The organism is Barnesiella sp. B2-R-119 (genome assembly GCF_023656675.1).
GTDB classification, from domain to species: Bacteria; Bacteroidota; Bacteroidia; order Bacteroidales; family Barnesiellaceae; genus Barnesiella; species Barnesiella intestinihominis.
Map to the genome: position 1 here is coordinate 61565 of NZ_JAMOKL010000008.1, position 17756 is coordinate 79320.

Genomic DNA, 17756 nt, shown 5'->3' on the forward strand with positions numbered 1-17756 from the left:
ACAAAAAAGCATTTTATCTTTGCACTCGCAATTGCGAAAATAGCTCAGTTGGTAGAGCACAACCTTGCCAAGGTTGGGGTCGCGGGTTCGAGTCCCGTTTTTCGCTCTAAGGCTGCCCGAATGGTGGAATGGTAGACACGAAGGACTTAAAATCCTTTGGCTATTGCAGCTGTGGGGGTTCAAGTCCCCCTTCGGGTACTGTATAGAGCTGTTAATCATTTGATTTTCAGCTCTATTTATTTTTACAGGTAGCCAAAGGGTAGCCAAAATCGACACATTATCCCCCTGTTTTATCTCCATTCTTATATACGTATGCAGAAGATTATCATACAGGTAATACCCCTATGAAGATCATATAATAATAGGGGAAATTCCCCCTATTTAGATTTGCATAATAGTGCATGAAGTTCTGCGCTATTCAGTATTATTTGTATATTTGTATGTCCTTATTAGTTATCCTTTTTTTGTCTGGTATTAGAAAGAGGGGGTATGTCCAAATTTGGCTACCCCCTTCTTTTATGCCTCATCGATGAGGGGCAAATCTAAGGGCAAAATTAGGGCAGATATGGTGCAGGGAGGTCAAGGGCAAAGCCATTTATATATGTACAAAATAAAAGGGCATATTGAAAATATCCTTTTCTCTCAAAATTGAGCACAAATTGATAACCAGTATTTTAGTTAAGGCGAAAAATTCCGCTCAAACTGATAATCAATAAATTATGTTTTTACATTGGCGATTGAAAAGAGTTGTATTTGGCTATCTCTGTTTTTATCCATTCCCACAGCTCCGGCGAGACTATTAGCCTATCCGGGCTTATGCCACATGAGGCGTATTTAATTACATCTATCACCGTTTGCAATAGCTGTTCGGGGTCTTGCAACTCCATAGAGAGCCGATATATTATAAACATCGGTATCTCTATGTTAATATTAAAAATATTATGCTCCATATCATCGCTGTGTATTGTGCCCGCCGCCCGGATTGACGACGGGGTCACCATTGACTGAACATTTTACTGAATAATAGATTCTCTGCACTGGGTTGTTACCAAAAACTGAATATCAAAGGATTTTGGTGTATATTTTTTATCCATGCTTAAAAAGGCATCATATAGTATTTTAAGAGTGTAAAATGCCCCTGCATAGTCCGGCGGATATATATATTCCTCATCATCGTTTTCAAGAGCCTTACGGGTAATAAGGTCGGATATTATCATGGAAATTTTTGCTATCCCTTCGCACCAACCTTGCGGATTGTCAATTTCAACAAACAGCTCTAACAGCTTTTGAATATTGTACTTGTTTATGTTTTTACATAGATGTTGCAAACTCTTTACCTCATCATCATCTACAATTTTCCTTTTAATCTTATCGTCTGCCACAGATTGACGATATAGCCTATCTTCAAGCATATTTGCCCTTTCCCGTTCCTTTTCTGCTTCCTTGCGGAATTGTTCAGCTCCTATAAGAGCATCTCTTAAAGACTGTGTTAATTGTTCATTTGTGTTTAGTAAATCCTCTACGGTGGTGGTCTGTTTTAATTCATTTGTTTCCATATAATAAAAAGTTTATTGTTTAACCTATGTTTGAAATAGCGGGAATCCTCCCGGACACGTCCGCTATCGACGGACTGGGTTACTTTTGCAAGCAAAACAATCCCTACATAAAAATAAAAAAAGGGTAAACCCTATTTTAGGGGATAGGGAACCCCGGAGCGAATAAACCGCCCCTTTTAGCTGCATACTTCTACCAAGTTCGCCCGCTTAAAAGAGCGATATTCCTGTCTCTCGGTGTCATAGTACGTTTGCAACGTCTCATTTGCCTTTCTTCCTGTGCCCTGTGTCGGCGGTAGTATAGACTCTTTCAGTGTCCCGTATGCCTCTCTAATCGTCCCGTCTACCTTGCGGAAATAAAACCGAACGATCCGATGTTTCATTTGTACTTTTAACTTCATATTTGCCCATGCCGTTTTGAGAGCCTCCGACATCGTATATCCGTTGCGTTTTACAAACTGCCATGCAAGGCTCATAATCTCGCTTAATTGTGTTCTGTTCCGTGTACTCATATCTTTATTTATTTTGTTGGTCTCTATTAAAGTGGACCGGTTTTTGTTTCCCCAGTGACCGGTCCACCGTCTCATGCTGTTTTGGAAGAGCACGTGTATTTGGTGTATCAATCTCCGCAATAACGCCCGCTTTGGCTTCTGTAATACTCCGTTATCCCTCTTTCCATTGTTGCGTCAAATACAACCGATTCGGGCTTTTGTGCGGGTTCCGACTTTTTCATTAACCGGCGAGCCTCTTTTTCGGCTTTGCGGGCTTCCGCTTTCATCTTAAACCATGCATTCCTCAAACAAGCACTGAACGATTGGCAGAACTCACGGCCGAGAACCGAGATAGAGCGTTTATACATTACCCATGCCATTTTGAAAAGTTGCGATTTGTCGATTTTCGTTTTCATATCCTTGTTTGTTTTTGTTTGACTTTGTTGGTACAAATGTATAGTTAAAACTAACGACCGACAAACGATTCGTTAGCTTTAACTAATATTTAATACAAAACAAGCATTTAGTTAAACCATGTCAAATTATAATTATTGAGTAGTTATTTCTAAATTATATATTATTTATACTTATCTTTGCCGTTAGTAATAACTAAACATTATTTTTATGGATATTAAATCAGTAATTAAAATGCATGGCTATACTATTGAACGTATAGCGAACGAATGGGAGAGTAAACACGGCAAGTCAATAACTCGTGGCGCATTATCTCAATCTATTAACAATAATCCAACTATCGACACGCTACAAAGGATTGCCGATGTAATAGGATGCAGTGTCGGGGATTTTTTTGCGGACGAGCTAAGTAATACAATAGTTTGCCCTAAATGTGGAACCAAGTTAAAGGTAACCGAGTCAAAAGATTAAGCCATGAACGAGGAAATAACAAAGTTATTGCTTCAATGCGACACGTTGAAAGCCCGTTTGTTGGGGCTGCGCCCATTACCACCGGATGCCCTGCAAAAGATAGAGAATGCGTTTGCCATTGAATACACCTATGAAAGCAACCGGATCGAGGGAAATACGCTCACACTGCAAGAAACGGAGTTAGTAGTGAACGAGGGAGTTACTATCGCCGGAAAGTCAATGCGGGAACACCTTGAAGCGATTAACCACGTTGAGGCGATAGACTACATAAAAGACTTTGCAAAGGGAGGTATGGAAATATCGGAGCGCACAATAAAGGAAATACACGCTATTGTGCTACATGGAATAGACAGAGAGAATGCCGGACGTTATCGGGGCGTGCCTGTTATGATTTCGGGAAGTACACATGTCCCTCCACAGCCGTATTTGATACAACCACAAATGGAGGCTTTTATGACAAGGTTTGCCGAAATGGAGGAGCAAAGCATTCACCCGGTACTCATTGCGGCTTACCTTCATGATGAGTTGGTACGCATACACCCGTTTATAGACGGGAACGGGCGCACATCTCGGCTTCTGATGAATCTATACTTACTCCGCAACGGTTATACGCTGGTAAATCTCAAAGGCAGCAACGAGGGCAAAATAAGCTATTACAAGGCATTGGAAGCCTCTCATACGGAGAACAACCCGGTAGAGTTCCAAAAGGTCGTTATACGGGCTGAAATAGAATCTTTAAGCCGGTATCTCTCGATTGTAGGATAGTATTGTCTGAATTTGAATTAAAGAGAATTAAGATTTTTATTACATTTGAGCATTCATTTCAACTAAAAAAATCGTATCATGAAAAAATTATGCTTCTTGTTGGTGCTTGCTTCATTTATAAGCTGTACATCAACCCCGCAAACGGACAAACAGGAACAAAAACAAGCCGATTCCCCCAAAAACGAACTCCCCAAAATAAACAAGGACAAAGGCGAGTATGGCATTTGGAAAGTCTCATATTACGTTGACGACTTTGGAGAACCGACAAAAGAGGGATATGTATTTACCCGTTGCACCGGAAAATTTAGCAATTCAGCAACTACAAATTCAGAGTTAGGTGTTGAGTTTATAATCGATGAATCAAATATTCACATACCTTTGTATGAATACAACAGGAACCACCCCGTAAAAGGCTATTTAGACACATTCCAGTTCAAAGCAAAGAGAAGCGACGGGGAAATTTTGGAATTTGAAACTATTAACGACGAGTATGGATATAATTCTGTACGCACAAAATATATACAAAAACTAAAAGCCTTCTTACAACAGGGTAAGGGAGAAGTTAAATTTATCGCTGAATGTAGGGAGTCTAATTTGTTAAGTCAGTATGAATTTACATTGAAGGATATATCGTATTTGTCAGAGGCTCTTGCAGCCATAAAAAAGACAGAATAGGGTATATAACACAGAGGTATTTTAGGGGGTATGTCCAATTTTGGTGAGACCCTTTTTTTTATACCTCATCAATGAGCGTAAAATAGTGTGGAAGATTTTCCGCACTTTGCCCATATCCATAAATTTACCCCTCATCGATCGACCGTTATAAACACGCAATTTCATGCGTATTATTTAGCCCGATTGCATTTCTATTAGACAGGTAAATATGTTTTATAACATGTTTTAGATTGAATCGATGTGTCCGCAAAATATCCTTTACATTGATTTTCAGCCATTTTACAAACTTGCGGAGCCTTAAATACCCATTTCCCCGGTATTATGTTTTTACATATACCATTTTTGGGGTATGTAAAATACATCTTTGATGAGGTATATAATTAAACATTTGATTCATAGTTTTTTCGGATTTCCGACAGGGTATTTATAAACTCTACCGCTTGCCGGTAACAAAGGTGTAAAAAATATTCCGTTTTCCGGCAACATTTTATATTAAAATATTCCATTTGTTAGAAAGGAAAAATCCCCGCAAACTAATAATCAACATGTTACAATCTTAATGTTAAATCCGTAGATTTTACGGAATTAAAAAAACGCCCTTTTAAATCCCCCAAAAAGGGGTATTAAAAAACAGCACAAATATTTGCGTTATAAGAGCGTTTCTATATTTATTTGATAACTATATCGGAAAAGAGGTAAAAACGCCATAGAAGCGACAGAAACGGCAAAAACATAGGGTTAGCTGAATTTTCAGCACACCCCATTAGATCACATTCGAGTCACTCTATAACGGACTCCATTTTTTTTACAATGTAGTAAAATTGCCTCGGCTTTATATTATATTCCTCGCTCAATTTCTCGGCGATATACGTTACTTTCAAACAATCCCTTTTCATCGATAAGAAACGTTTGTACATGTCAAGGTATCGAACATCGTCCAGCCTAACCCCGACACGCCTCATCGCCTCCAACACAGGACGGCTTATTTCCATACATTCGTGGACTTTCATTACATTCTCAAAAAAAAGCCCCCTATTGCTTGGCGTACATGGCAGGAGAAAAAAACGCCGATCTCGTGTTTCCACTTACACCACCATACAAAAGGGGGGTCTTGGTTTAGCAAAAAGAGATTACAATTAAATACAAATATACAAATTTCACAACAAACCGACTAATCGGCGATGTCATCTTCACTGTTGGCTATCGGTGGCGTACCGTCTCTGTGTACAACAGATATTTTAAATCCGCCTACACTCTCATCGACAGAAAGCCTATTATCCTGTTTGTTTTTCCAATTTTCAGGGTCTAAGTTCGTCAAAGCAAATATAAGTGCGCCTGTATCTGGTGGGAAGTGCTTCGTTATTTCGCTTGACTTTACAAGCACTTTACTCCCGTCCTTTAAAGTCCTATACTCGTTTTTAACCTCCTCAACCTCATAACCGGCAGCACGCTTCCAAAGTGATTGCTCCAACGTTTGAACGATAGTTTCACGAAACTCTTTTCTGGCTTTCTTCAAAGCCTCGTCAAATTCCGGCTTATCCCTTTGCCAACGATAAAACGTATCTCGAATAATACCGGCTTTCTTACAGGCCATTTTTACGGTATCGCCTTCCCGAATATAACTTATCACCTCATCTTTAACTTCATTGTATTTTCCTCTTTCCATACCCCTATTTTTTTATAAAGATACACATTATTCTAATTATTTCCAATCGTTTACGATAACAACTTCAACAATTCACATTCTGAATAATCGCCCTGCGACCTTATAGAGATAATAGCGAAAAATGCCGCATATCGCTCTATATACACAGGTATCGTGTAATCGATGTTTTTCAAATCTATCTCCGTAAGTCTGAATGTGTCCTTAATCACAAACGGCGACTTGATGAGGTCTTGATAAGAAGACAAGCCGAAACGTGATACCCGGTTTTGAAATTTAAGGTCTGAAAAGTCTAAACGGGCATCCTCCTTGCCTTGACTATCAAAAGAGATTACAAGCTGCATAATCCTGTCTCCACAATCAACAAGCTCCACGATCGTACCGTCGTCGCTCCATTTGAAATATGGAACGGCTCTCATGTCCCCATTGTCACCCCCGGCAGTATAAGGAAGTTTCAATAAGTCTTTTTCATAGTCGAGAGTCTTATTTTGCACAACCATATAGCCGTCGGCACTCTTGGCGTTCTCGTTCTCCTCGTAACGGAAATAGTTCTTCTGTGCAAAGTCCCCAAACGTGTATGAGGTCTCTTTGGCCGTCCACCCTGTCGGTACTAATTTCTTACTCCAATCGACTGCATTTCCCTTGTTATCTATTATCGTTTCTACCGGTATGAAAGATACTCCCATATCGCTTTTTATGGCAAAAAGACCGAACAACCAACATATTTGCTTTATAAAATCGACTACCGATATATCCGGCAGGTTAGAGCCGATCGGGTAAACACCTCCATAAGCAACATCTTCGGTTATATCCGGGTCGGTTATCTTCACATAGCTTTTGATTGTCCCTAATCTATAAATCGAAGTTATTTGTATCGTAATATCGCTATATCCTTCCAATCTGAAAGGCATACTGCCTTTATGTCTGCAAACGCCCAGTTCATCGGCTTTAAGGTAATATATACCCAAAACATGAGTTGAATTAAAAATCATGACTTCAACCGCATTTTTACCGGCAGGGGCGGTCGTCGATATACACAAATCCATCTCCCAATCTTTCCAGTTACTCGTATTGCGAATAAATATATCATTCCAATCGTTACCCGTGATAATCCGTATATTCTGAATCGCATTTACTTGCCTCAACTGAACCCCTTGTGTATCTTCGTCAATTCCTGTTATTTCCGCTTCAAACCAATTGTATTTGGGGTTTGCTTTCTGGGAGATGAGGGGCAAGTACAACAGTTCTATATATTGCTTATAGCTTCCCCAATCCATTGCGATACCGTAATATGAGGCTATTTCTTCCAACAGCCTCATGCAATTTACGGACGGGTGTATAAATATCTTGTCTCGGTTGGAATCCACATCTATACCCGCATTATGACGGATATAACCGTGTGACAGTTGACCGTCAACCAGTCCGTTGTCGTAGGTCGTAGAGCTGTTCCACGGCAAAGCCATATCGGCAAACTCCTGTATGCTCTTATCATCGTTCATGAGCTGAATAAATTTCTCACTCATTCCCCAAGTCAAGGCCACATTAAAGCCGGATTCGCTACACGATATAAGAACGGCTTTTGCGTCGAACAGTTTGAGTCCATTCCTGTAATACTCCGCATTGAAATAGTCCCTCATCATGTAACTCTCATGCCCAGCAACATCGGGAAAATCAAATAGCCGTATATTCTTATTCGTCCTCGGTAGCTTTATCGTATAGCTGTTCGAGGCTGTTATTTTGGAAATGTCCCCCAACAAATTGCTCTTGAAATTGAGTGTTATCTCATCGTCGCTCAAATCGACTCTTTCGCCCTTGATATACAATTCCTCTTTCATATCCTTGTTATTAAATTTAACATTGCCTTATATGCCTTTTAGCCCGTTTGAGAGCATTTCTTTGTTCTCGTGTAGATTTACCAAGACAAAGAAACACCCTAAAACGGCTTATTTTCACTCTCTACCTGTCACCCAAATTCTCTACCACATTAACCAGTGAGCCAACCTTGTTAATCTCCGTTACGGAAACGACCGGTTGAATCCCTTTTATTCCTTTGGCGACAGCCCTCGCAATCATATCTTCGCCCATTGCTTGGCTACCCTTTTCCACCACAATAGGCGCACCTCCGCCCGCTTGATTTATGTACGACAATATCGGGGAAAACATGGAGGTCGCTCTCGCCGTTATCACGCTCTCACCGTTAGACAACATAGCGGGTATGCTGTCGCTCGTCCCTGTTCCGGGGCCTTCTACAAGACCGCCTTTGGCGAACTTGGCCGAGTTGATTATGCCGATAGCGGTTGTCATATTGGAGATAATTTGAACAATTCCGGCGGCTGACTCTGCTATACCGGCTATTCCTTTCCATGCGTTTGCCGATGTCAGTTTGGCGATTGCCTTTCCTGTTTCTATGGCTATCTCGGCGAGGGCTAATGTCTTTGACAATATCAAAAACGCCTTGTTGCTCTCTCCGAGCTGCTCGAATAAACCCGATAGAGCTCCCGTAATCTGTGAAGCCGCATCCAGTTTCGCCTGTTCTATCTCTATTTCCCTCTGGGCGAGTTCCTCTTTGGCATCCAAATATTCCTGCTGGGCTTCAAGTTGTCGGGCTTTGAACTCGGCATCGCTTTCTCCCTCTAACTGCTGTAAGGAATCAAGCCGTTTCTTGGCATTTTCAAGCTCGACTTGCAGCTCATCTTCTCCGGCTATCTTGGCTTCCGCCAACCTGTTGGACAATTCGAGCTCAAATGCTTTCATGGCTTTCTCCTGTTTTTCCCGCTCATGCTCCGATGTCATTTCGTCGAGCTTCTTTTGATAACGTTCCTCGATTAGCTTTTTCTGCTCGGTCGTAAGCTCGGTATTGGATAGCTCTATCTCCATTTCCTTTTTGAGCAACTTGGCTTTCAAATCATACTCTTGATAATCGCCTTCCGTGGAAAGTTCGAGTTTCTGCCGTATGTAGTCGGCCTCTTGCTGCAACTGGTTCCTCATCTCCTTTTCATTCACCTTAGCGAGGTCGGCGGTACGCTTTTTATTCAGTCGGTCGATAGTCTCGTTTACGGCGGCTTTGGCTTTGGGGGTCAAATTGCCCTCGGTTTCAAGGTATCTTTTCAAGTCCTCGATTTGGTCGTCATAGCTTGCGTTTATGGTGGCTCGCTGCTTTTCCGCACTGTCCTCGATGAGCGAGTTTTCTGCGTCTCTGAGGGCTCGCAAGGCGGCTATCTCTTTCTTTTGGCGTTCCTGTAACATCTTCATTCTTTTCTCGTTTTCTTCCCTCTCCTGACGGTTTAGGTTTTCCTGTTGCTTCTTCTTCCATTTATTTTGAGAATTCAGAGCCGCCTGTTGTGAAGGTGTTAACCTGTTCGGATCGGTATCGTTGAGGACTTCCTCCTTTGGCTCTTGAATGGTAAATGTCGGCTCACCTTTAAGTCCGTCTATGAGCCCCCCGACAAAATCGAACATTCCCTTTACCCTTTTTATCTGTGAGTTAATTGTTTTAACTATGTCCGTCATAGTCGCATTCCAACCTGTTTTTATCTTGGATTGCAGCGCCTCAAACGTGCCGCCGGTTATGTCTGCAAACTCCGATATGGCGTTTTGAAGCTCTATTTCAGAGTCTATTCGTGCCCTCTGCAATTCTCCGAGCTCGCCGGAGCTTTTCATCACGGTTTGCATGCTCGTATCTATGTCCTTCAAGGTTTTCAGATATTGAAGCCCGGCATCCTCTCCCGGACTTCCGAATATGTCGGCTATTGCGGCTCCAACGGCGGCGGAGTTTTCCGGCAGCTCTCCAAGTCTGGCCGATATTTCCCGGATAACATCGAATATCGTTTTGCTTCCGCTTACAAGATCCTTTTGTACCTGCTTCGAGTCTAAGCCTATATTTTCCAACGCCGTGGACGTGGCGGTCGTCATTTCCCGCAAACGGATCGTTGCCTCCTTGATTGCGTCGATACCCTTGTCGGAAAACAGGCCGTCTTTGTTCGTCTGGCTGACTATGGCTATAAATTCATCGGCATTCAATCCGGCCTCTTTGAAGAATGTCGAGTATTCACGGACGTTTTGTAAAAACTCTCCCGATACGTCCGCACCGGAGATAAGCCCTTCTTTCAGCAAGGAAACAGCCTCATCGGTAGATATGCCGAACTGTCTCGTCAAGGCGTTGGCCGTGTTCAGTGTCTCCCGGAAATCTTTCCCGAATGTGTCCGATATGGCTTGCACCTCGTTTCTGAACTGTTTTAGCTCGTTCCCCGACAAACCTGTCAGCTGCTTTGTCAATCGGGTTGCCTCCACAAGTCCGGCGTTATAATCATACCACCATTTGAAGGCAGAGCCTACACCGACAATGCCGGCGACAGCCATAAATGAGGGGCTCTTGATGAGGGATAAAAGGGTCTTGCCAAAGGCTTTTATCTTCGTCGTCGCCCCCGTGCCGCCTTCCGCTATCTCAAACAGGGTTTTGGCAAAATCGGAATTTAAGCCGATAGCCTCCTTTATGGCATTGTCATAATTGCCGACGTTCCTGTAATACCGACCGGTTTCCTCCTCCGCTCCTTTCAACGCTTTGGTTACCCCGTTTATCTTATCTTCAAGCCTCTTGCCTTTGGTGGCTTCCCGCTCGGCTTGGCTCAATCGGTCGTACTCGGCCGTAAGGTTCGAGAGTGCCGCACGCAGTTGTTTCAACGACCCTTTTTGTTCTTCCTCGATTCGGAGGTTGTTTTGTATCTCTTTCCGTAGGGCTCGCACTTTGAATGCGCTTTGCTCGATTTGGGTACGGTATTCCTCCATTCCCTTTCTATATTCCTCCTCGCTAATCGCTCCCTCCTTGAAAGCCTCGGTTAATTCCGTCTGCTTTTTTTTGAGCTCGTCGATTTGTTTCTGACTCTCGACAATCTTCCGTATTGCCTTCTCGTTGTTCACTTGGATTTTTACTCCGATAAGAATTTCTTTTTCTCTCATTTTTTTATTTTTTTGGTTAGTTAATTTAACATGCTTATGTCTCTAAAATAAAATTCCCCTTTCGGGCTTATTATAACCCATTCCGGGACTCGGCCTATTCGGGTTAAATATTCCTTGAAACATTGTATATTTTCAAGGAAATGTGTAGCGGATTGATAACCGTTTGCTTTGGCAAAATTGTCGTCAACCTTAATTTCAACCACATCGCCCCGTTTCCAATGACGGAACGTTATCGGATAGCCGCACAAACGCTTAACGACAATCCGGTAATTGCAATCTTCTTTTATTACTTCCATAGCTTGAATGTTTAATTGTATCACAAATGCGTCTTATTGCCTATTCTTTTTAGATTTGCGGAGGTTTCTCCTTGAAAACGATAAATTATACCAAACAGGAAAGAAACGCTCTTAAATCGCCTTATTTCGCTTCATCTAATTACCACGGCATATTATCCTCTTTGCCGTCTGCCAACATCGGCATTTCCGACAAAGGATAAAATTTTGTGGTTTGACTGTCAAAACCGACTATAAATTTGATTATTCCCGTGTTCCTACCCTTGCAAACGTCTATCATCGCCGTGCCTTTGGGGTCTATATCGGAAAAAGGTTCCGGGTATATCTTTTTGGTCGTTTCGTTTAGCTCCGGCCGGTAAACAAGTATAACGGAATCCGCCGCCTCTGCTATTTGCCCGCTATCTCTCAAACGGTGTATTGTCGGTATAGGGTTTGCCCTGTCCCGGCTCAACTGCGATAAGGCTATTATCCAAATCCCTAAATCCTTTGCCAGATTTTTAAGCCTTCTTGACACATCGCCCATTTGCTGCTCCTTGTTGGCTCCTTTCATGTTGACGTTAAGAATCTGGATATAATCTATTACGGCTCCGGTAATGTTGTATTTACGCCTCATCGACCGTATAGAGTTGATTATGGCGTCTATGTTGCTGTTGCTTCTGTCGTCAAAATATAATTCTGCGTTCATGAATTTAGATACCCCTCGATCGACATCGGTTATTTGGTCGCTTGCCAACTTCCTGTATAATATCTGGGTCGAGGGAACTCCGCTTTCCATTGCTGCGAGGCGGGCGGTTAGTTGCAACTTTGTCATTTCAAGGGAATAAAAAGCGACTCTACCACCCGAAACAGAAGCATGTAAGGCTATCGAGGTTGCAAGAGAGGTTTTACCTTGCGAGGTCTCGCCCGCTATTATGATGAGGTCGGAACCTTGAAGCCCTCCTTTATCGTCGAGCTGATAGAACCCCGTCTTATCTCCCGTTATCCCGTGGTTGTTGCTGCTGTTCTTGTTAATTTGCTCGTAAAGCTGTCTTATGGTATCTCGGACTTTGTATATTTCCACGGTTGAATCTTCAAAAACAGAATCCAATTTGTTTTTTGCATGATTCAGTACGTCGGCTATATCCTCGCTTTCCTCCGTCCCGGCCTTGATGAGGTACTGCCCGATTTTCCAGAACATTCTACGCCGGGAAAGGTCGTATAAACGTGCTGCGTATTGGTACAGGTTATCCACGGATATATGGCCGGATATTTCCGACAACTCAAAAGGGCTTATTTCCGATCCGGATTTTTGAAGCTCCGGCAATACGGAAATCATGCTTACTTCTTCGCCTCTGTCGCATACCGACAAAATAGCTTTGTAAATATCCCTATGGCGGCTATTATAAAAACAATCCGCCGTTAATATTTCCCGGACTTCTTCAAGCTCTCCGGGCTTTGACAGGATAGTACCCAATACCAACTTCTCGCATTCGGTATCATACAGCATTCTTGAATCCTCGTGCAGTCCCATTATTTCCTCCTTTCTTTTTCAGTTCGTCGATAACACTGATATATACCGATGTTCTCTTTTTGGGAAAATCTTTCCAGTTGTTTAGGTTTTGAAGCACCTCGCAAAGGTCTTTTTTACTGTATTGTCCCAAAATTTGGTTATACTGTTTCTCCGTCATTTGAGTTGCCACCTTCAAAACAAAGGGGCAATTTTCCTTTAACCAGTTATTGAATTTCAAAAAATCTTCCGAGACGGTGGTTGAAAGAAAATTTTTTCTTTCATCTATGTCTATACATAGATTTTCTTTTAAATCCTTATTCTTATCCTTATTCTTATCCTTATTCTTATCCTTATTCTTATTAAGGGGTTTCTTAGGGGTTTCCTTTGGGGTTTCCTCTGGGGTTTCCTTTGGGGTTTCCTCTGGGGTTTCTTTTTTCTTCTTTGGCCTACCCCCCAAAGAACCATATTCCGCTCCCTTTTTGCCGTTATTTACACAGGCATCATAACGTTTAATCGATGAGTCGATATTTGGTTTTACCAACTTCCAAATAATTTTACATATCGGGGTTAAATCGGTAGGCTCAATACCTAGAAAGGCGTAATCGGTCAAAGCCTCATAAATGGCGAGTTTTTCATTTTCATCTTCAAGTCCCATTATAGCATCCTTGAAACTCCAAAAGAACGAAAAAGCATCTCGTTTCGGGTTTTCCTTGTCTGAATTATTATTCATAATATCCTTTTTTTAAGTGTCCGATTTGTCCGGTTTGTTGCTCTAATTCAATCCTATGTTATTAAGTGGATCCGCTTCCTCTAAAATCGTCCATTCAGGGAAATATCCAATAGATTTTATAATGCTCTCACCCACCTTATCCTTCATATCTTCCAGTGAGTTAAACCCGACAGCCCTCGCAAATCCGTCGTCTATTTTCAGCTCTTTCAGATTCTTATTTTTCCATATCTTAAAGGTGAGCGGTATGTTATCAAATCTGTTCTCGACAACTATTTTGTATTTGCTCGTTTCTTCTATTGTTTTTGCATTTCTTTTCATCGCCTTGTATAATTATAATACATTTGATTGTTTCCTTAAATAACTAAGAATCTCATTAAAACCACCCATACATAACTGCTTGCAATACGAGGGTATGAGCACTTTTGCACCCTCCAACACTATAAGCTCTATTTCCGACGGTATGATTTTCTCGGCTTCCGATGTGGCGGTCTCATCTTGGTGGATTATGAACAGAAAGCCGTCGTTTTCATGCCCATATAGCGGGTTAGGCTTTTCTTTCCCTTTTACAGTGTATGTTCGCACCGTCGGGGCATAGCCATACGCATAACCGCTCATTTTACCGTCCATAAAATAATCCTTCAATCCTGTAAAATTTAGGCTGTCTTTGGCTTGTAGCCTCATCTGTGGCGCACTTGATTTGTAGCTCGTCTTAGGCACGAGGAACATAGATACACGACCGTCACGGCCTTTTAATTTCTCCATTGGCGCATAGTTGCCGGCGGTCGCCGTAATCACATACTTAGGTGTTTTACTGCCGTTTCTCTCCAACGACAAACGGGCATAATAGATAATATTGGGGGTTATCATTTTACACCCCCTTTCATGCAATATTCTTGCGCTTTTTGCCCGACCTCATCGTCGGTAGATACCCGGTTACTCTGCATCCACTCTTCAAGCTCGGATCTATTAAAATAACACATTTTACCGGTTGGGCTTTTGTAGTGAGGAACTTTACGCCCCATTGTCAACTTATACAAATAACTCATCGATATACCCATGTACCGGGCTGCTTCTTCACTTGTCAATACTGTTTTTGTAGTACTGATAATGTTTGCCGCAATATAATCGGCAACCTCCTTTGTATTCTCTTTCATATTTTTTTGATTTGAGAATTAAGGCTTTCAGGGTATAGGTGTAAGACTATCCCGTCTTTGCCAATCGTATTCATCAAAATAGGCTTACACTCACTATTCAATGAATACACAGGCAAAGATATAGGGTATAAGAAATAAAAAAACACACCGGTAACACACCGGTGTGTTTAGTCATTTTGAACCAAAATCACACAAAAAAAACAGAAAACTTACTTATTACTACCAGTATATAAGAGTATTTTTAACGTTTATTCTGTGGAAGTATAACACAATTCATTGAAAATATCATCTACCACATCATGTCCTTGTGGTAAAAAATTATTATCTCCATCTCTACCATGTGCATCCATTCCCTTGATTTGTAACCAGCTTTTTCTTGCATTCCCTAAATTTTTCCACCCAAATTTTAATTTAAAAAAGTTCCAATTTGTAGTCGGACTCCCGTTTGAATATTTTTTTGAAAGATTCAATTTTGATGATACCTCTTGGCAAAAGTAATCTTGTAATTGTTTTGTGGCTAACCAATTGTTATTTTTGTCAATAAGCCCCTTATCAAATGCGATGTCAATTATATCCTTTAATTCTTCGTTCTCAATAAGCATAATATCCTTATCCTTATCAACCGTTATTTTAGTTGAATTGCTATACTCATTTATTATGCTTATTTGGCACATTGTTTTCCGCAAACATTTATAAATTTTCGTATTTATATCCTGTAAATAATGATACAAGTCATTAACAGGATCATGCATTCCAAATTTCATATATGCATAACCCGTATAATCTATATACTTTTCTATATACATCTTTGATTTTGTACTCATAGCAAACAAAATTTCCGCCTTTGTTTTTAAATCTATTGGGCTGTTTTCTATCTGTTCAAATTGATATTCAATGCGAATTTGCCCCAAGATTATATTTTCAAAATCCGAGAATTTTGATCCAATTTTAGACAATCTTCTAACAAAGACTATATTTTCATCTAACCTATAATAACAACGTGTAAAACCTTTTTTTTCTAATAATAGAATCTTTGAATAATACTCTTTGCAAAGCTGCCGCATATCAACTTCTGACTCCCTGTTTTCCATATCGTTCTGTATAAATAAGTTTATTAAATATCAAGTTCCGGCAAGCTGTTTATAGCGTCTTGTTTTAGCTTGTCTATGGCGTGCATATACTTTTCTGTCATTTGTAGGCTACTATGCCCCAGAAGGCTCGATACCGTCTTTATATTAGCTCCGTTATTAAGGATATTGACAGCAAAACTATGTCGTGCACAGTGCCAACTAATATTTTTATTGATACCGGCTCTTTTTACCCAACGTTTTAATGATTTTAAGCACATTTCATAACTCGGCAAAGGAAATATCAAATCGTCCTTGCTATTGGTGTTTGCCGGCATACCTATCAACTTTAACAAACTATCGTTAAGAGGTATAACAACTCCGCTTTTAGTACTATGTCCTTTTGTCTTATTCTGCTCAAACCTCAACAGCTTATTAGAATAGTCCACATCGGCAAATGTAAGCTCTTTAACATCACAAAATCGCAAACCGCAGTAGAGACAAAAAATAAATGCCCTTCTTATATTGGGATTCTCATTTTCCCGTTTTGTGCTTATCAAAAGTTGCATCTCCTCCTGTGATAGTATTTCTTTCCTTAGTTGGCTGTCATCTACTTTTATAGAAATCCCGGAACACGGATTTATCCGCATTACACCATGCTCGACTGCATGTTTTATCACTTTCTTAAAACGTGCATATAGGCTTCTCGCCCCCTCCCCGACACTCCTGCTTTGCAAATACTCTGAAAAGGATAGAATCATATCCTTAGTAATCTGATCTGGCCTAATCATATCCTTATACTTGTTATATTCCGGTGTCTCATTAAGAAAATCGACAAACCGCCCAAATGCAATCCGGACCATTCTAATATCTTTCTTAGTGTAATTATCTATATATGTCTGGAAATAGTCTAAAAAATTTACTTTTCTATTGCTTTTAAGTCTATATCCTTCTGTCATTTCTAACAGTTCCTGCCCCTTCTCAAACCTTATCTTTTTTGCCAATTCCAACGTATCTTTATTCTGTTGCCTCTCTATCGGTGTCCTCGGTGCTTGCCAGAGGTACAAAGACAAATGCTCCCTTTTCCGGTCTTTCCTCGTAACTTCTCTGCCAAGTTTTTCGTTATATATTCTTTGATACCCCAAATAATAATCGAGAAACAAACTTTCTCTACCGTCCGATAATACCTTAGCCCCAAGTTTGGGGTTATCTGTCGTATCTTGACTAATAATATATGTATTATCGCTCCTCAACTTTTTTTTAGTAGCCATTTCTTTTAAATTCCTTTGTTTACAAATATAGGAATTTTTTTATTCTGGGTAGCCAAAGGGTAGCCAAAAACATGAAAATATAATCTTAAATTTGAATACATAAGATAATACAAAATTATTTTCATATCTGATTTTCTTGCACTTATATTCAGATTTTAATATCATTTTTTCACGGTGTTACACCCCCTTCGGGTACTGCATAAGGCTGTTAATCTTACGATTAACAGCCTTTTTTATTTTAAACACCAAAAATGTCCACCCCGCCAAAACGGCTCTGTCGATAATTAACGGGGATTGTTCGTGTTTGTCCTCCTCCCCTGCCGTGTCCCGCAGCATTGCGGGGCTTCGCATATAAAATCGGAACAGAAACGAAAAGGGAATACGTCTCAACCTCTCCCCCTGTGTTTTGCGCAGCAAAATATAGGGGGAGTGCCCGTAGGGCGAGGGGGTTAATATATACAATCAAATATTGCTTTGCGACACAGGGGAGAAGATTGAATACTTTTTATCTTACCGGCAAAAATCACACGACAAAAGAGAGCCGCAATACTCCTTGTCTAACTCTTAGAACAGCGAAAGATTAGTATGACACTATCGGCGTGCTTTTTTAACCTCCTCCCCTGTGTTTTGTTCAGCAAAATATAGGGGAGGTGTCCGCAGGACGGAGGGGTTAAGTCCCATCAATTCCACCTATATCAAGTACCCCCTGATACATTCTTCTCTCTGTTGAAAAGAATTGACAAACAAGAGATCTTTTCAAACTT

The 17756-nt window shown here is 40.8% G+C and carries 19 protein-coding genes and 2 tRNA genes; 5 read left to right on the forward strand and 16 right to left on the reverse strand.

The window, feature by feature from the left end:
• The first annotated feature begins 33 nt into the window (after nt 1-33).
• Both NBH06_RS12940 and NBH06_RS12945 read left to right on the forward strand, forming a co-directional pair.
• A tRNA-Gly gene (locus NBH06_RS12940) sits at nt 34-106 on the forward strand.
• 8 nt (nt 107-114) lie between these two features.
• Nucleotides 115-198, forward strand: a tRNA-Leu gene (locus NBH06_RS12945).
• A gap of 527 nt (nt 199-725) precedes the next feature.
• Here NBH06_RS12945 and NBH06_RS12950 read toward each other — a convergent pair.
• The 4 genes from NBH06_RS12950 to NBH06_RS12965 all read right to left on the reverse strand — a co-directional run bounded on the left by NBH06_RS12950 (nt 726) and on the right by NBH06_RS12965 (nt 2460).
• Entirely contained in the window at nt 726-911 is a 186-nt protein-coding gene (locus NBH06_RS12950) for a hypothetical protein (protein WP_250794678.1), read from the reverse strand.
• A 102-nt stretch (nt 912-1013) separates the two neighbouring features.
• Nucleotides 1014-1556 carry a hypothetical protein gene (locus NBH06_RS12955; protein ID WP_250794681.1) on the reverse strand — a complete coding sequence of 181 codons (543 nt, stop codon included), beginning with the start codon at nt 1554-1556 and terminating at the stop codon, nt 1014-1016.
• 176 nt (nt 1557-1732) lie between these two features.
• Complete coding sequence (locus NBH06_RS12960; protein WP_195632606.1) at nt 1733-2065, reverse strand: SH3 beta-barrel fold-containing protein; 333 nt, start codon at nt 2063-2065, stop codon at nt 1733-1735.
• A 107-nt stretch (nt 2066-2172) separates the two neighbouring features.
• Complete coding sequence (locus NBH06_RS12965; protein WP_250794684.1) at nt 2173-2460, reverse strand: hypothetical protein; 288 nt, start codon at nt 2458-2460, stop codon at nt 2173-2175.
• Nucleotides 2461-2668: 208 nt separating this feature from the next.
• On the opposite strand from NBH06_RS12965, the gene NBH06_RS12970 reads away from it, so the two are divergent.
• The 3 genes from NBH06_RS12970 to NBH06_RS12980 all read left to right on the forward strand — a co-directional run bounded on the left by NBH06_RS12970 (nt 2669) and on the right by NBH06_RS12980 (nt 4369).
• A complete protein-coding gene (locus NBH06_RS12970; protein ID WP_195632609.1) occupies nt 2669-2929 on the forward strand; it encodes a helix-turn-helix domain-containing protein in 261 nt (86 codons plus the stop codon).
• A gap of 3 nt (nt 2930-2932) precedes the next feature.
• Nucleotides 2933-3694: a Fic family protein gene (locus NBH06_RS12975; protein ID WP_250794693.1), complete on the forward strand. Its 762-nt coding sequence runs from the start codon at nt 2933-2935 to the stop codon at nt 3692-3694.
• Between the two features lie 78 nt (nt 3695-3772).
• Nucleotides 3773-4369, forward strand: a complete 597-nt coding sequence (locus tag NBH06_RS12980; RefSeq protein ID WP_250794695.1) for a hypothetical protein — start codon at nt 3773-3775, stop codon at nt 4367-4369.
• 779 nt (nt 4370-5148) lie between these two features.
• On the opposite strand, the gene NBH06_RS12985 is transcribed toward NBH06_RS12980, so the two are convergent.
• The 12 genes from NBH06_RS12985 to NBH06_RS13040 all read right to left on the reverse strand — a co-directional run bounded on the left by NBH06_RS12985 (nt 5149) and on the right by NBH06_RS13040 (nt 16992).
• Nucleotides 5149-5379 (reverse strand): hypothetical protein, encoded by a 231-nt coding sequence (locus NBH06_RS12985; RefSeq protein WP_250794697.1) that lies wholly within the window; start codon nt 5377-5379, stop codon nt 5149-5151.
• Between the two features lie 161 nt (nt 5380-5540).
• Nucleotides 5541-6035 (reverse strand): terminase small subunit-like protein, encoded by a 495-nt coding sequence (locus NBH06_RS12990; protein ID WP_250794699.1) that lies wholly within the window; start codon nt 6033-6035, stop codon nt 5541-5543.
• Nucleotides 6036-6085: 50 nt separating this feature from the next.
• Nucleotides 6086-7867, reverse strand: a complete 1782-nt coding sequence (locus NBH06_RS12995; protein WP_250794701.1) for a hypothetical protein — start codon at nt 7865-7867, stop codon at nt 6086-6088.
• Nucleotides 7868-7988: 121 nt separating this feature from the next.
• Nucleotides 7989-10988, reverse strand: coding sequence for a phage tail tape measure protein (locus NBH06_RS13000; protein ID WP_250794703.1), 3000 nt, complete (start codon nt 10986-10988; stop codon nt 7989-7991).
• Between the two features lie 20 nt (nt 10989-11008).
• Nucleotides 11009-11284 (reverse strand): hypothetical protein, encoded by a 276-nt coding sequence (locus NBH06_RS13005; RefSeq protein WP_250794705.1) that lies wholly within the window; start codon nt 11282-11284, stop codon nt 11009-11011.
• Nucleotides 11285-11423: 139 nt separating this feature from the next.
• Nucleotides 11424-12791 carry a replicative DNA helicase gene (locus NBH06_RS13010; protein WP_250794707.1) on the reverse strand — a complete coding sequence of 456 codons (1368 nt, stop codon included), beginning with the start codon at nt 12789-12791 and terminating at the stop codon, nt 11424-11426.
• Nucleotides 12757-13500 carry a DUF6291 domain-containing protein gene (locus NBH06_RS13015; RefSeq protein WP_250794709.1) on the reverse strand — a complete coding sequence of 248 codons (744 nt, stop codon included), beginning with the start codon at nt 13498-13500 and terminating at the stop codon, nt 12757-12759. Before NBH06_RS13015 ends, NBH06_RS13010 begins: the two co-directional genes overlap by 35 nt.
• Nucleotides 13501-13542: 42 nt before the next feature.
• On the reverse strand, nt 13543-13818 hold the full coding sequence (locus tag NBH06_RS13020; RefSeq protein ID WP_250794711.1) for a hypothetical protein: 276 nt from the start codon (nt 13816-13818) through the stop codon (nt 13543-13545).
• A 12-nt stretch (nt 13819-13830) separates the two neighbouring features.
• On the reverse strand, nt 13831-14367 hold the full coding sequence (locus NBH06_RS13025; protein WP_250794713.1) for a hypothetical protein: 537 nt from the start codon (nt 14365-14367) through the stop codon (nt 13831-13833).
• On the reverse strand, nt 14364-14654 hold the full coding sequence (locus NBH06_RS13030) for a helix-turn-helix domain-containing protein (protein ID WP_250794716.1): 291 nt from the start codon (nt 14652-14654) through the stop codon (nt 14364-14366). The genes NBH06_RS13025 and NBH06_RS13030 overlap by 4 nt, the downstream gene beginning before the upstream one ends.
• Nucleotides 14655-14902: 248 nt before the next feature.
• Nucleotides 14903-15745: a hypothetical protein gene (locus NBH06_RS13035; protein ID WP_250794718.1), complete on the reverse strand. Its 843-nt coding sequence runs from the start codon at nt 15743-15745 to the stop codon at nt 14903-14905.
• Between the two features lie 23 nt (nt 15746-15768).
• Complete coding sequence (locus NBH06_RS13040) at nt 15769-16992, reverse strand: tyrosine-type recombinase/integrase (protein ID WP_250794720.1); 1224 nt, start codon at nt 16990-16992, stop codon at nt 15769-15771.
• Nucleotides 16993-17756: the final 764 nt, after the last annotated feature.

Excerpts from the sequence above, each read along its gene's own strand:
- NBH06_RS12950 (WP_250794678.1), bottom strand. The coding sequence starts at position 911 with ATGTTTATAATATATCGGCTCTCTATGGAGTTGCAAGACCCCGAACAG.
- NBH06_RS12955 (WP_250794681.1), bottom strand. The coding sequence starts at position 1,556 with ATGGAAACAAATGAATTAAAACAGACCACCACCGTAGAGGATTTACTA.
- NBH06_RS12960 (WP_195632606.1), bottom strand. The coding sequence starts at position 2,065 with ATGAGTACACGGAACAGAACACAATTAAGCGAGATTATGAGCCTTGCA.
- NBH06_RS12965 (WP_250794684.1), bottom strand. The coding sequence starts at position 2,460 with ATGAAAACGAAAATCGACAAATCGCAACTTTTCAAAATGGCATGGGTA.
- NBH06_RS12970 (WP_195632609.1), top strand. The coding sequence starts at position 2,669 with ATGGATATTAAATCAGTAATTAAAATGCATGGCTATACTATTGAACGT.
- NBH06_RS12975 (WP_250794693.1), top strand. The coding sequence starts at position 2,933 with ATGAACGAGGAAATAACAAAGTTATTGCTTCAATGCGACACGTTGAAA.
- NBH06_RS12980 (WP_250794695.1), top strand. The coding sequence starts at position 3,773 with ATGAAAAAATTATGCTTCTTGTTGGTGCTTGCTTCATTTATAAGCTGT.
- NBH06_RS12985 (WP_250794697.1), bottom strand. The coding sequence starts at position 5,379 with ATGAAAGTCCACGAATGTATGGAAATAAGCCGTCCTGTGTTGGAGGCG.
- NBH06_RS12990 (WP_250794699.1), bottom strand. The coding sequence starts at position 6,035 with ATGGAAAGAGGAAAATACAATGAAGTTAAAGATGAGGTGATAAGTTAT.
- NBH06_RS12995 (WP_250794701.1), bottom strand. The coding sequence starts at position 7,867 with ATGAAAGAGGAATTGTATATCAAGGGCGAAAGAGTCGATTTGAGCGAC.
- NBH06_RS13000 (WP_250794703.1), bottom strand. The coding sequence starts at position 10,988 with ATGAGAGAAAAAGAAATTCTTATCGGAGTAAAAATCCAAGTGAACAAC.
- NBH06_RS13005 (WP_250794705.1), bottom strand. The coding sequence starts at position 11,284 with ATGGAAGTAATAAAAGAAGATTGCAATTACCGGATTGTCGTTAAGCGT.
- NBH06_RS13010 (WP_250794707.1), bottom strand. The coding sequence starts at position 12,791 with ATGGGACTGCACGAGGATTCAAGAATGCTGTATGATACCGAATGCGAG.
- NBH06_RS13015 (WP_250794709.1), bottom strand. The coding sequence starts at position 13,500 with ATGAATAATAATTCAGACAAGGAAAACCCGAAACGAGATGCTTTTTCG.
- NBH06_RS13020 (WP_250794711.1), bottom strand. The coding sequence starts at position 13,818 with ATGAAAAGAAATGCAAAAACAATAGAAGAAACGAGCAAATACAAAATA.
- NBH06_RS13025 (WP_250794713.1), bottom strand. The coding sequence starts at position 14,367 with ATGATAACCCCCAATATTATCTATTATGCCCGTTTGTCGTTGGAGAGA.
- NBH06_RS13030 (WP_250794716.1), bottom strand. The coding sequence starts at position 14,654 with ATGAAAGAGAATACAAAGGAGGTTGCCGATTATATTGCGGCAAACATT.
- NBH06_RS13035 (WP_250794718.1), bottom strand. The coding sequence starts at position 15,745 with ATGGAAAACAGGGAGTCAGAAGTTGATATGCGGCAGCTTTGCAAAGAG.
- NBH06_RS13040 (WP_250794720.1), bottom strand. The coding sequence starts at position 16,992 with ATGGCTACTAAAAAAAAGTTGAGGAGCGATAATACATATATTATTAGT.